Origin of the sequence: Bradyrhizobium canariense (assembly GCF_019402665.1) — a bacterium.
Classification (GTDB): Bacteria; Pseudomonadota; Alphaproteobacteria; order Rhizobiales; family Xanthobacteraceae; genus Bradyrhizobium; species Bradyrhizobium canariense.
Genome location: NZ_VSST01000022.1, coordinates 25,554 through 38,092, shown reverse-complemented (window position 1 = coordinate 38,092; position 12,539 = coordinate 25,554). Strand labels below are relative to the sequence as shown.

Here is a 12,539-nt window from a genome sequence, read left to right as displayed (position 1 = left end):
GACCGCGTTATCCGCGCCATCGAGGCCAATCGCATCGCCCGCTCCCTTCAATTCCCTGATTGCGTCCTTCAATCAAACTGTGCCCTGGCTTTACACGGCCGGCCGGGAGCGGTCGTCTCGAACGGATCCAGTGAAGTCTTGCAACCACATCGTCTTCCCCGTGTGCTCTTCAGGAGGAGGCGATAGGCTCGCCGCAGAAAACGTACACCAGCGCCGACTTTGGGGCGGCGTCCGACAGCCGCCGCCCGCATGAGATAGTTACAAGGATGAAAGTGGCGGCTCCTGCGTCAGCGTTCATAGAGCTCTTCCCAGTGCGTGCCTGCCCTTGGTTGCCGCCGGACTCGGAGATGGATTTTTGGCGCTGGCGAAACGGACGAACAGCCGCGTGATCACACTCTAAACTCGCGCGTTGCATTCTTGGCATCAGGAAGGTGTCTCCGTGGTGTAGCTGGCGGTGGGGCACGCGTTCACCGGCGAGAGCCGGGCCGGTCAGCTGGCGATAGCCGTGAGGCTGACACTCGGATCATCGCTCAGTGGCGCGATGGTTTCCAGCGTCAGGTAGCGTGCGCGCTGGACGGCCCACTCGTCGTTCTGCTCGAGCAGGATCGGTCCGATGAGGCGAACGACGGTGTCCTCATTGGGGCAGATGCCGACCACCTCGGTCCGCCGCTTGATCGCGCCGATGAGGCGCTCGATCGCGTTGGTGGAGTGCAGCTTGGTCCGGGCTGCGGCGGGAAGGTCATGTAGGCCAGCACGTCGGTCTCGGCCTCGCCCTGTGCGAATGCTGTGGCAATGAAGGCGGAGACGACGCGCAGGCCGCTCTTGCCGGCATGCGCCAGCGCGTTGCGCATGAAGTGGACGCGGCAGCGCTGCCACGAGGCATTGAGCACCTTGGCGATGGTGGCCCTGATGCCTTCGTGGGCGTCGGACACGACCAGCTTGACGCCGCGCATGCCGCGGCGCGCAAGCTTGCGCAGGAACGCCGTCCAGAACGTCTCGGCCTCGGACGGACCGATGTCCATCCCGAGCACCTCGCGCCGGCCATCACTGTTGACGCCGACCACTACGATCACCGGGACCGACACTATACGGCCATTCTTGCGCACCTTCACGTAGGTGGCGTCGATCCATAGATACGGCCAGTCACCCTCGATCGGGCGGGCGAGGAATGCCTTCACCTTGTCATCGAGCTCGCCGCAGAGCCGGCTCACCTGGCTCTTGGACATGCCGGTCATGCCCATGGCCTGCACCAGATCGTCCACCGAGCGGGTCGAGACGCCCCTGCACGTAGGCTTCCTGCACCACGGCGGTGAGCGCCTTCTCGGCCATGCGGCGCGGCTTCAGAAAACCTGGAAGCAAGAACCCCTGCGTAGCTTGGGGATGCGCAGCTCGACCGCGCCAGCCCGGGTCTCCCAGGTCCGGTCCCGGTAGCCGTTGCGTTGGGCCAGGCGCTCGGGGGCCTTCTCGCCGTAGGCCGCCCCGGTCTGGCCTTCGACTTCCAGCTCCATCAGGCGCTGGGCGGCAAAGCCGATCATCTCGCGCAACAGATCGGCATCAGGGGTCTTCTCCACGAGCGTGCGCAGGTTCATCATGTCGTCGGTCATCGGTGGTTCCTCGGTTGCGTTGGCGTGTCGCAACCCGATCCTACCGGAGAACTGCCGGTGACCACCGCAAAGCCGCCCGCCCGCTATTTGAGGGCGCGCGTCCGGGCGGCTTTGCTCTACCGAACTACACCACCACTGGGGACACGACCTGGCATCAGACTAGAGAGCGGATTCTTGAGACCAATTCGCGCACGTGTTCGTCAATGATCGCCAACGCCACCGAAGGTTCGGCACAATCGATATCGTCCACGTGCCAGTAACTGACCCTGTCAGCGGCCTCCGGAAACCGGCGCTCGATCAGCGGGCGATGCTCGGCCTCCTTTAGCGCAATCACGAGCCTGGAAGCATCGAAATCGCTCAACGAACACGGCTGCGGATCACGCGCTGCACCCTGCGGGACTATGCCCCTTGCATGGAGACCCGCACGCGCAAATCGCGACATCGGCCCAATGTTGTCGGACGAACCGTTGTCGGTCACTCCTCTAGAGAATGCATGCCATTCCAGACCTTCAAGTTTTGCAATATGATTGAATAGCTCTTCTGCAAATCGACTTCGATAGTAGTTCCCGGTGCACAGGAAAAGGACTTTGTTCAACATTGCGCGTCCCCTTTTTGGTCCGGTAAACCAGCAGGGGAGCTGCAAACCGTCAAGTGGCCCGTTGACACGGTCATTTCGGAGGCTGAAGTCCTCTTTCGAGCTCCCGCACCCCATCATCTTTAGCATCTTTAGCGTTCGTGGGACCGCGGACGCTGCAGCGTCTTGGCCTCGACGCGCGGCCCGTCTATCCGAACACCGCACACTTTGACAGTGTAGAGGATCAGCGGCATTGCCTTCGGATGGATCGGCTCCACGCCGCGTTAGGATGGTTTCGAGAAGCCGTAGACAAGGTGAGGGCCCGGCCCGCTGCCCTCACTTCTCCGCTAGGTAAACCTCTCCCAGCAGCGACGAGTTCGACCACGGCACCTGCTTGTTCTTCGTGGTCGACACCACCTCGGCCCGCACCCGCGTCAGCATCTGCTGCACTTCCAGGCCGGGCGTGCCGAGATGGCGGGAGAGCGCGGCGGAGAACGGCGAGTTGGCGCCTTCGCCGTCGAGCGCGACCTGGCCCGGCGCCGTTGCGAAAGCGATTAGCGTGCCGGCGCCGAGCGTCGCGCCGGATCCCAGGCTCGTCGGCGCCGCGAGGCCCGAGGCAGCTTCGATGGCGCGGTTGGTGCCGGCTGATGCGACCTGCTGTGCCATCGGATTATTGCGGCAGGCATCGAAGATCAAAATGTTGGTGCGGACCTGGTCGTCGAGGCCGGCCATGATCGTGTCCATGTCGATCATCGCGTCCGTCATCCTCGCGCCCGGCTTGAGTTCGACGTCGACCGGAATGAGATAGTTGCGGCCGTCGACCTGCACGCCGTGGCCAGCATAGTAGACCACCACGAACTGCGCCCGCGCCGCCTCCCGCAAGAAGTCACGCGTCATCTTCTGCATCGCCGAGCGGTCGAGGTCGACGCCTTCTGATACAGTGAAGCCGATATCGCGCAGGCTCTTCGCAACGGCGCGCGCGTCATTGGGCGGATTGGGCAGCGCCTTGACATGCGCATAGGCGCCGTTGCCGATGATCAGCGCCATGCGCGTGCCGCGCGCGGCCGGAGCAGGCGAGGGAGGCGCCGCGGCACCCGTCTGCTGGGGAGCCGGCGCCTTTGCCGGCTGCGTCGTCGGTGACGGCGCATCGCGCGGGATCGGCACGCTAGCGTCGGTGATCAGCGACAGCCGCACCTTTGCGGTGGCTTGATTGGCCTTGCTGCCGGCATCGGACGCCGCGATCGCCAGCGTGGCCTTGTAGTCGTCGCTCGCGTGCGCGTAATCGCCTTTCGTCTCATAGGCCAGCGCGCGATGGGTGTAGCCCGAGATCAGCACGCTGTTCGGCGGCGTCATGATGTTGACGGGCGGCTTCTCCTTCGCGAGCCGGATCGCTTCGCTGCCGTCGGCAATCGCGCGATCGTAATCGCCTCTGACACGCCAGATCGCGGTCCGGTTGATCAGCGGCTGCGGCAACGTCGGGTCGAGCCGGATCGCCTGGTTGATGTCGGCCAGCGCGCCGTCGAGGTTGCCGAGGGCCTCCTTGGAGATGCCGCGGTTCTGGTAGGAGAATGCCGATTTCGGATCGGCTTTGATCGACATATCGTAATCGGCAATGGCCTTGGTGTAGTCGCCCTTGCCGCGCCAGGCATTGCCGCGATTATGGAAGATGGTACCATCAGGCGGGCCCAGGTTCAGCGCATCGTCGAAATCGGCAATCGCGATTTCGTACTCGCCTCTGTCGTAGTAGGCCGATCCCCTGAGATTATAGGTTGCCTGGCTCGGCTGGAGCCGGATCGCTTCCGTGGCGTCGGTGATGACCTTGGCGTAATCGCCCTTCTTGTTCCAGCCCACCGCGCGCCAGAAGTAGACCGTTGCGAGCTGCTCGCTTTTGAACACCTTCAGCGCGATGATCTTGCTGCAGGCGTCGATCATCTGGTCCGCCGGCGTGGTGTCGGTGGTGCAGAGCGGCCCAAGCTGGTTGCGCGCCTGCGCAAATGCGGACGCCGACCACAGCGTTGCAGCGAGCAGGCAGAGCGCGACGAGGAGGCGGCGCATGGCGGTGTTCCCGTAGAGGAGAGGCGTCTGTTTGTTGCCCGGCAGGGGAAGGTGGTTCACGGCCTCGCTGTTGTGCACACGGCAGCGGGGGCGGCTCTATCCCCTATTCCCTCAGTGGGCAGATTTTGCTACGAGGCGTTACCCAATCCTTCTGCCCACTGCGTCCCACTTCATGAAGAATGACGAAATCCTGAGCCAAATCACCGAGTTCTGCCGTAAGGCGGACATGGCGGAGTCGACGTTCGGCCGGCGCGCGGTGAACGATGGGAAGCTCGTGCACCGCCTGCGCGAGGGCAAGCGCATCACGATCGACACCCTGGACCGGATCCAGGCCTACATGGCCGCATCGATGGCCGGCGGCGTGCCGCCGCCACGGGGACTTCAGGTGCCCCCGGAAAAGCGCGATCCGCGCGGCAATTTCCGCTTTTTCGAGAACCGCCAGAAATACCTGCTGTTCGTCCACACTTGCAGTGAGAAGCGGGTGGTCGCCGAGCGCGTGGCGCTGGAGCTTGCCAGCATCCATCCCCGCCCCCCGGCGCTGCGCGTGTTCGATGCCGGCGTTGGCGACGGCACGGTCTTGGCGCGTGTGCTGCGCTCGATGCATCAGCGCTTTCCGCACATGCCCTTCTATGTCGCCGGCAAGGAGCTCAGTCTCGAGGACCTCCGCCTGACGCTGGACAAGGTGCCGGATCGCATTTTCGAGCATCCGGCCTCGGTGTTCGTTTTTACCAACATGCTTTATGCGGAGGCGCCTTGGCTCACGCCTTCATCGCCCGCGGCGGCAGCCGCGACAGTCTGGCATGAAGTTCCGCTGCGGGGTGCTTCCTCGGGCGAGTTCGAGACGCAAATCGCGGAGTTGAAGCCGTTTTTGGAGCAGAACTGGCGCGCAGCGGTCAGCCCGCGCACGGGAATGCCGCTCTATGAGCGGCCTGTCGTGCTGGTGCTCTACCGTGAAGACCAGCGGTTTCTGCTCGATTCGACCATTCCGCGGCCGGGTCAGGCCGAGGCCAATTTCGATCTCGTTATCGCATCCCAGCCATACCGTGCGCTGTCCTCGGTGAATTTTCGGGCAAAACGGATCATTGCGCCCTTGGCCCGGGCCTTGCGGGCGGGCGGCCGCCTGATCGGAATTCACTCCCACGGCCAGGATCCGGGCATGGAGATGATCCAGGCGATCTGGCCCGGAGAAAATCCTTTCTCGGTGAGCCGTCATGAGCTATTGCGCGCGGTGAAGTACGAGCTCGGCTCGGTGGGCCGCGACTTAAATTTTAATGCTTACGCTGATAACCGCTCGATCTTCAGGTATGATATGGAAGCGCTGCCCAACGAGGTGACGGGCACTATCGGAACCTCGACGGCCTTTGCAGCCTGGAATGCGGCGGTGTATGTGGCTCAGATTGAGGACGACCGGTTGACGGAAATGACTCAAAACGGCCGCACTCTGGATGCCGCCAGGGACGTGCTGCGAAAGTACAATGGGCTCTGGTTTCTCGACGAATCCTACGTCATCTCGCGCCGGCGTGATTGACATCATTCAAAGCTAAATATCGCAACGCCCGCCAGCTAGCGGCGGAACAAGGGGTTACTGATGCGCGCGTCCTATCTCTTCACCAGCGAGTCCGTGTCCGAAGGCCATCCGGACAAGGTGTGCGACCGGATCTCCGACGAGATCGTCGATCTGTTCTACCGCGAAGGACCGAAAGCAGGCATCGATCCCTGGCAAATTCGTGCCGCTTGCGAAACGCTCGCGACCACCAACAAGGTCGTGATCGCCGGTGAGACCCGCGGTCCCGCATCCGTCACCAATGAGCAGATCGAAGGCGTCGTGCGCGCCGCGATCAAGGACATCGGCTACGAGCAGGAAGGTTTCCACTGGCAGAAGGCGGACATCGAGATCCTGCTGCATCCGCAGTCCGCCGACATCGCGCAGGGCGTCGATGCGCTGCAGCCGGGCGAAGTCAAGGAAGAGGGCGCGGGCGACCAGGGCATCATGTTCGGCTACGCCACCAACGAGACGCCGGATCTGATGCCGGCACCGATCTTCTACGCCCACAAGATCCTGCGCCTCATCTCGGAAGCGCGCCACTCCGGCCGCGAGAAGGTGCTGGGCCCGGACTCCAAGAGCCAGGTCACCGTGCAGTACGAGAACGGCAAGCCGGTCGGCGTGCGCGAGATCGTGGTCTCGCATCAGCATCTGGTCGAGGACATCTCGTCCAAGCAAATTCGCGACATCGTCGAGCCCTACGTGCGCGAGGCGCTGCCGAAGGAATGGATCACTGCGAAGACCATCTGGCACATCAACCCGACCGGCAAGTTCTACATCGGCGGTCCCGACGGCGATTCCGGCCTGACCGGCCGCAAGATCATCGTCGACACCTATGGTGGCGCGGCCCCGCACGGCGGCGGCGCGTTCTCCGGCAAGGATCCGACCAAGGTCGACCGCTCCGCGGCTTACGCTGCCCGCTACGTCGCCAAGAACATCGTCGCGGCCGGTCTTGCGGATCGCTGCACGCTGCAGCTCGCCTACGCCATCGGCGTGGCGCGTCCGCTGTCGATCTACATCGACACCCACGGCACCGGTAAAGTGTCGGAGGAACAGCTCGAGAAGGCCGCCGCCAAGGCGATGGATCTCACCCCGCGTGGCATCCGCAGCCATCTCGACCTCAACCGCCCGATCTACGCGCGCACCTCCGCCTACGGCCATTTCGGCCGTACCCCCGACAACGAGGGCGGCTTCTCCTGGGAGAAGACCGATCTCGTCGAAGCGCTCAAGCGCGCAGTCTGATCGCCGACGTCATTCCCGGGCGCCGCCACAGTGGCGAATCCGGAATTCTTCCATCGTATCGAGATTCCGGGCTCGCCTCTCCAGGGCGACCCGGAATAACCAATTCAACAACAGGACGCCCGCAATGAACGCGAAGCCCGGCTTCACCGATTACATCGTCAAGGACATTTCGCTCGCCGATTTCGGCCGCAAGGAGCTCTCGCTCGCCGAGACCGAGATGCCCGGCCTGATGGCCACCCGCGAGGAGTACGGCCCGAAGCAGCCGCTGAAGGGCGCGCGCATCGCCGGCTCGCTGCACATGACGATCCAGACCGGCGTGCTGATCGAGACGCTGGCAGCGCTCGGCGCCGACATCCGCTGGGTCTCCTGCAACATCTATTCGACGCAGGACCACGCCGCGGCTGCGATCGCAGCCGCCGGCATTCCGGTGTTCGCGGTCAAGGGTGAGAGCCTTACCGAGTACTGGGACTACACCGCCAAGCTGTTCGACTGGCACGGCGGCGGTCACCCGAACATGATCCTCGACGACGGCGGCGACGCCACCATGTACGTCCATCTCGGCCTGCGCGCCGAGAACGGCGACACCAAGTTCCTGGACAAGCCGGGTTCGGAAGAAGAGGAAGTCTTCTTCGCGCTTCTGAAGAAGCAGCTCAAAGAGAAGCCGAAGGGCTACTTCGCCGAGATCGCCAAGAGCATCAAGGGCGTTTCCGAAGAGACCACCACGGGCGTGCATCGTCTCTATGACATGCAGAAGGCCGGCACGCTGCTATGGCCGGCCATCAACGTCAACGACAGCGTCACCAAGTCGAAGTTCGACAACCTCTACGGCTGCCGTGAATCGCTGGTCGACGGCATTCGCCGCGGCACCGACGTGATGATGTCCGGCAAGGTTGCGATGGTCGCGGGCTTCGGCGACGTCGGCAAGGGTTCGGCCGCCTCGCTGCGCCAGGCCGGCTGCCGCGTCATGGTCTCCGAAGTCGATCCTATCTGCGCGCTGCAGGCGGCGATGGAAGGCTATGAAGTCGTGACCATGGAAGACGCCGCGCCCCGCGCCGACATCTTCGTCACCGCGACCGGCAACAAGGACATCATCACGATCGAGCACATGCGCGCGATGAAGGATCGCGCCATCGTCTGCAACATCGGTCACTTCGACAACGAGATCCAAATCGCGGGTCTGCGTAACCTGAAGTGGACCAACATCAAGCCGCAGGTCGACGAGATCGAATTCCCCGACAAGCACCGCATCATCATGCTGTCGGAAGGCCGCCTCGTGAACCTCGGCAATGCGATGGGCCACCCGTCCTTCGTGATGTCGGCCTCCTTCACCAACCAGACGCTGGCGCAGATCGAGCTTTTTGCCAACAACAAGGACGGCAAGTACAAGAAGGAAGTCTACGTGCTGCCGAAGACGCTCGACGAGAAGGTCGCGCGCCTGCACCTCGCCAAGATCGGCGTCAAGCTCACCGAGCTGCGCAAGGACCAGGCCGACTATATCGGCGTGAAGCAGGAAGGCCCGTACAAGAGCGATCACTACCGCTACTGATCGGCGCATCTATCGATACAAATCAAGAGTCCCGGGGCAATCCGGGGCTTTTGCACATCTGCTTCGGATTCCAAGTCAGGCGTCGCCGCACCTGTGCTGGGCGTCAGGAAGCCTAGTGTGGGCGTGCGCCCGCAAATTCGTGATGTTCTATTCGCGACCACGTTCATCGCCTCACGGGCAACCGGCAGGGATGGATGCGCGGCACATTTCAACGGCATCGCCGGCGTGGCTTTCAATAAGCACCTTGTCGCTGTCGTAGGTCACGACAAAGCCGCCATTGTTGAACAAGGCGGATGTCCCTGCGGCATTCAGGTGCGCGACCGGCGGCGGCTGAGGGGGGGTAGTTTTCCCCACAGTGACAACGCTAGGGCGCGGAGCTTAAATAGGTTCGCGCCCTGATTCCATTGAGCGGCTGACCTCCCATGCCTGACGAGATCGAGAGAGAGTACCAAAAAGTTCTCCACGAATCCCTTGAGAAGATGCCCGAGATCATTCGCTCGGCAATTTTCGAGCCAAAGTTGAGCGCCACAGATAGGTTGAAATGGACCGAGATCGCTGTTCGACTTACCCATCCTCCCGTGGGACGCGCCCGTACGGATTTGGACCGCAAGAATGCGCGCGAATGCAGACGTATCCTTCGGCAGGTCGTTCCCTACCTTGTGCAAATCCGCGACGGGCACCCGTCAGAACGGTTACGCATGAAAGCCGATCATTGGTTCAAAGAGATCACCATGAAGCTCGGTCCCCAATAAAGCGAGGGGCTTTCGTCTCGCGCTCACCATGCTCGCCGGTTCACGCTGGCGGGCCTGTGGCCTGAGTTCGTTCGAACTGGTGTATAATTCGGAGGATCGATTCTTCGGGCATTCGGCTGGATGGGTGATGCCGAGCGCGCTTCCACCAGCAGCAATGGGAGGCGTCGATGAGCTTCTGTGCGCCTGCAGCGCTGGAGGGAAAGAGAGGGTCGCCGCGATCCCTCCGGGCTGGCTCTATCCCATCTGCGTAGAACATCGTGTGCAATCCTACTGGCGGTCGCGCCAGCCAGCGCCGCCCCGAGTCACCACGCTAGTCTAGAGCCTGCCTCGATCGATGAAGCTCTCGAGCGTGGGATCGTGGTGTCTTCGCTAGCTTGAGGGCAGGCGGCGTGAGCAATGCGGCGGATCTCGATGAACTGGTCGTCGAACCTCGTGGACGCAGCGTTATGTTACGCACCGGCAATCGAGCGCGCGCGTGTCGCTCATCCGAAAGAAGACAAGCCGGCGGAATGGGGCGGTGCTGAAGAGCAGCAGACCGTTGCTACCGAGATATCTGAGTCCGTCGATATCCCGCCGGTCGAGTATGGGAGACACCGACCCGGTCAAGGGGGAATTTGCCGTTGCCGCTCCGACGGTTGTGATCGGAGCGTTGGTGACGATCCCTGCACTCATCGAGCAGTGGTCCGCCAGACACGGGCAGCAATGGTCTTTGGCGAGTTTGATGCGGCGCCTGCGCAGTTCACTATGCTGCTAAGCTTTGTGATCCTCGCCGCTGCAACGTCGAGCAGATTCGCGGGACGCGGAATGTTGGCCCTTGGTCTCGCTCTAGCGCGGCCTGTCGCGGCATTTGCCGCTTCCGAGGTGCGATTTACATTTTTGGCGCTAGCGGTAGTGCTGGCGACGGTGGCGCTGCTCGATGCGTCAGTAGTAAGCCGAACGGTCGCTCGTGCCGTCCTTGGCATCGCATTTGCGCCGTCGTCGCGGGCGTCTTGCGCGCTGGCACACAACGTCGCTTTAGTTGATGAAGATCGCCACAGCTTCGGATGGCCTAGAGGTCGAGCGCCTCTCGCCTTCCATGGGCGGGTGTCCGCCGATCCAGATCGACAATTCGATTGCGATCCGGAAGCAGCTCTACGTATTCTACCGCGAGCCGGGCTATTCGGCATTGGGCTGGACCGCTTCGCGGAAAGGAGCTGCATTAGAGTCTTTGCGCCGCATAATGCGTTCATGCAGGCGGCGGTTGAGTTCGGTTGGATCGCTGGCGCCGCCCTGCTGGTTCTACTGTTTGCACCGCTCGATCTATCGATGGTTAAGCTAGCTCGCATTTCGACGGAGGCGCGGTTCGCACTCGCGGGGTGTCGTCTTCGCCGCGTTGATGGCTAGTGCTCATGGGCGTATTAGTCGAAACGACGTGATGTTCTTAATGCTAGGCTATATAGCAGCGTTATGAAGTAGGTCTATTGTTCGTAGGGACCATATAGCCGACGCGGCGATGGCTCAGTGCACCGCCGTCGATCAGTCCAGGACCCGTGGTGAGCGCGCGTAGTATCAGCTGCCATGGTTTGCCTTTTGGCGTTCGTCGCGTCATCACTTGAACTGCGCTTCGTCTGTACTCCTGCGACAGGCGCGGCCCGAGGTCAGGCCGGACTTCAATTGGAATGAGCCGCCGTTGTTTGCAGGCCGATAGCGGGGAAAACGGCCCCGGCCGTGGGGTTTCGTAGGTGGGCGTTGGAGGCCGGGACCGTGGGGTGGTTGGACCTTGGGGAAGCTCAAGCAGCTCCGAGCTTACTCACAGCTCGGAGCGCCGTTCTGTTCGTTTCCCAACATTGGCAGTAGTTTTCCGGACGGGAACTTGCGCAACGAATGACCGAACGAGGCTAGGGCTGACTTTTCGGCGACCCAATCATCCTGCGGCTGGCCAGAATCTGGTGATCCTAGGGGACCCGGACAATACATCTCGCCGCTGCCGCGGGCGACCCAACATCGGCCGGAGTGGCAGGTGGCAGTGGGCCAACGATGTCCGCGCGGATCGGCATCATGCGGGCGCTGAGCGCGGGTTTGGCCGCGCCGGAGCGTCAAACGGAAGGAATCGCTCCCGGCTCTTTTCCTTGCCCCCGGCGTTTCTTGCTCGGCATCGGTTGCGTGGCGAATTTCTCGTCCCGATCTGTCCACCACCTGAGTACTGTCTTGAGGTGGCTGTGAACGCGGTTGGCCATCGGAAGGCCGCCCTTGGCGCCGCCGTTCGCCTTCACCTTGTCGAGAATGTCAGTGATGCTGCCGGTCGTCTTCGCGGTGCGGGTCAGGTCATAGACCGGAATGTCGCCGATCTCCGGCAATATGTGCCGGCTGAAGATGCCCGAGATGGCCTTGCGGCTCCTGGGTGGTTTCCCCTCCCTGGCAACTGCCGCGTACTTCTCGTCCCATTCCTCGTCGACGAAGCGAACGGTGTTGGTGGACCGCGCACCGCGATCTCTACCTCGGCGGCGGGATTGCCATCACCGGCGACATCTCCGGCCTTGATCTTGGCAGCTGTGCGGGCCTCCGCAACGGTCAGCGAGCCGTAAAGGCCAAGCTTGAACCAACGCCGCGTTTCTCCCCGTGCCGTGTATTGGTAGCCAAACGTTACGGTGCCAATCGGCAAAGGCCGTGCAATGAAGCCTTTGATCTCGGTATCGCTGATGAACTCGCCCGGCGGAAGTTAGCGACCGCGGTTCTTGGTGATCTTCGCCTTCACGCTTTATGGTCCTCTGCCCGTGCAACGCTGATGCAACGCGTGCAACGAAAATCGGGTTGCACGTGGATACTCAGGGATAGCAACGTAAATCTAAAAATCCCTGCAAATCAGCTACTTGCGAGATTGTGCAGATCTCGGAGTCAGTTACAAATCGAGGTCAGATATAACTTTTAGTCAGGGGTGTCCTGGGTTCGAGCCCCAGCGCGCTCACCAACAAAATCAAAAACTTAGTCTCACCTTCCGCTCATTTGCTTCCCAGAGATTTGCAACTGGGAAGCGCCTGGGAATGGCCGCGGAGGAAGCGAAATGAGAGAGCCCAATCCGAGGAGATGGCCGAGATCATCACGAAGCTGCTGGCCGTCGGGACGCTCTTTGCGATGGTGCTGGCCTTCATCGTGTGGTTTGCGCTGCGATCCGGGCTGATCTTCTAGCCCTGAAAGGACGTAGGCGATGGTCCAGCCGGCGGCGTTGGGCTGCCGCCGATTAGCG

Annotated in this window: 9 protein-coding genes and 1 pseudogene; 5 read left to right on the top strand and 5 right to left on the bottom strand. The window is 62.2% G+C overall.

Features of this window, described 5'->3' with window-relative positions; genetic code table 11:
* Positions 1–489: 489 nt before the first annotated feature.
* The 3 genes and pseudogenes from FXB41_RS13435 to FXB41_RS13425 form a co-directional block, all read right to left on the bottom strand.
* Positions 490–1,589, bottom strand: a pseudogene (locus tag FXB41_RS13435) (IS256 family transposase).
* A gap of 169 nt (positions 1,590–1,758) precedes the next feature.
* Complete coding sequence (locus FXB41_RS13430; RefSeq protein WP_219682091.1) at positions 1,759–2,202, bottom strand: arsenate-mycothiol transferase ArsC; 444 nt, start codon at positions 2,200–2,202, stop codon at positions 1,759–1,761.
* 312 nt (positions 2,203–2,514) lie between these two features.
* Entirely contained in the window at positions 2,515–4,233 is a 1,719-nt protein-coding gene (locus FXB41_RS13425; protein WP_219682090.1) for a caspase family protein, read from the bottom strand.
* A 172-nt stretch (positions 4,234–4,405) separates the two neighbouring features.
* On the opposite strand from FXB41_RS13425, the gene FXB41_RS13420 reads away from it, so the two are divergent.
* The 5 genes from FXB41_RS13420 (at position 4,406) to FXB41_RS13400 (ending at position 10,699) form a co-directional block, all read left to right on the top strand.
* A complete protein-coding gene (locus FXB41_RS13420; protein WP_007601977.1) occupies positions 4,406–5,761 on the top strand; it encodes a hypothetical protein in 1,356 nt (451 codons plus the stop codon).
* 60 nt (positions 5,762–5,821) lie between these two features.
* Positions 5,822–7,018: a methionine adenosyltransferase gene (gene metK, locus FXB41_RS13415; protein ID WP_007601978.1), complete on the top strand. Its 1,197-nt coding sequence runs from the start codon at positions 5,822–5,824 to the stop codon at positions 7,016–7,018.
* A 124-nt stretch (positions 7,019–7,142) separates the two neighbouring features.
* The gene (gene ahcY / locus FXB41_RS13410; protein ID WP_219682089.1) at positions 7,143–8,564 is read left to right on the top strand and encodes an adenosylhomocysteinase; all 1,422 of its coding nucleotides are present in this window, start codon (positions 7,143–7,145) and stop codon (positions 8,562–8,564) included.
* A 422-nt stretch (positions 8,565–8,986) separates the two neighbouring features.
* The gene (locus tag FXB41_RS13405) at positions 8,987–9,316 is read left to right on the top strand and encodes a hypothetical protein (protein ID WP_219682088.1); all 330 of its coding nucleotides are present in this window, start codon (positions 8,987–8,989) and stop codon (positions 9,314–9,316) included.
* A 396-nt stretch (positions 9,317–9,712) separates the two neighbouring features.
* Positions 9,713–10,699, top strand: coding sequence for an O-antigen ligase family protein (locus tag FXB41_RS13400; protein ID WP_219682087.1), 987 nt, complete (start codon positions 9,713–9,715; stop codon positions 10,697–10,699).
* A gap of 692 nt (positions 10,700–11,391) precedes the next feature.
* Here the strand turns inward: FXB41_RS13400 and FXB41_RS13395 are convergent.
* Positions 11,392–11,652 carry a hypothetical protein gene (locus FXB41_RS13395; protein ID WP_219682086.1) on the bottom strand — a complete coding sequence of 87 codons (261 nt, stop codon included), beginning with the start codon at positions 11,650–11,652 and terminating at the stop codon, positions 11,392–11,394.
* On the bottom strand, positions 11,616–11,969 hold the full coding sequence (locus tag FXB41_RS41940; protein WP_376707499.1) for an integrase arm-type DNA-binding domain-containing protein: 354 nt from the start codon (positions 11,967–11,969) through the stop codon (positions 11,616–11,618). The genes FXB41_RS13395 and FXB41_RS41940 overlap by 37 nt, the downstream gene beginning before the upstream one ends.
* Between the last annotated feature and the right edge of the window lie 570 nt (positions 11,970–12,539).

What these genes read in the sequence shown, in the direction of transcription:
- FXB41_RS13405 (WP_219682088.1), top strand. Translation starts at nt 8,987, where the DNA reads ATGCCTGACGAGATCGAGAGAGAGTACCAAAAAGTTCTCCACGAATCC.
- FXB41_RS13400 (WP_219682087.1), top strand. Translation starts at nt 9,713, where the DNA reads ATGCGGCGGATCTCGATGAACTGGTCGTCGAACCTCGTGGACGCAGCG.
- FXB41_RS13430 (WP_219682091.1), bottom strand. Translation starts at nt 2,202, where the DNA reads ATGTTGAACAAAGTCCTTTTCCTGTGCACCGGGAACTACTATCGAAGT.
- FXB41_RS13420 (WP_007601977.1), top strand. Translation starts at nt 4,406, where the DNA reads ATGAAGAATGACGAAATCCTGAGCCAAATCACCGAGTTCTGCCGTAAG.
- FXB41_RS13425 (WP_219682090.1), bottom strand. Translation starts at nt 4,233, where the DNA reads ATGCGCCGCCTCCTCGTCGCGCTCTGCCTGCTCGCTGCAACGCTGTGG.
- ahcY (WP_219682089.1), top strand. Translation starts at nt 7,143, where the DNA reads ATGAACGCGAAGCCCGGCTTCACCGATTACATCGTCAAGGACATTTCG.
- metK (WP_007601978.1), top strand. Translation starts at nt 5,822, where the DNA reads ATGCGCGCGTCCTATCTCTTCACCAGCGAGTCCGTGTCCGAAGGCCAT.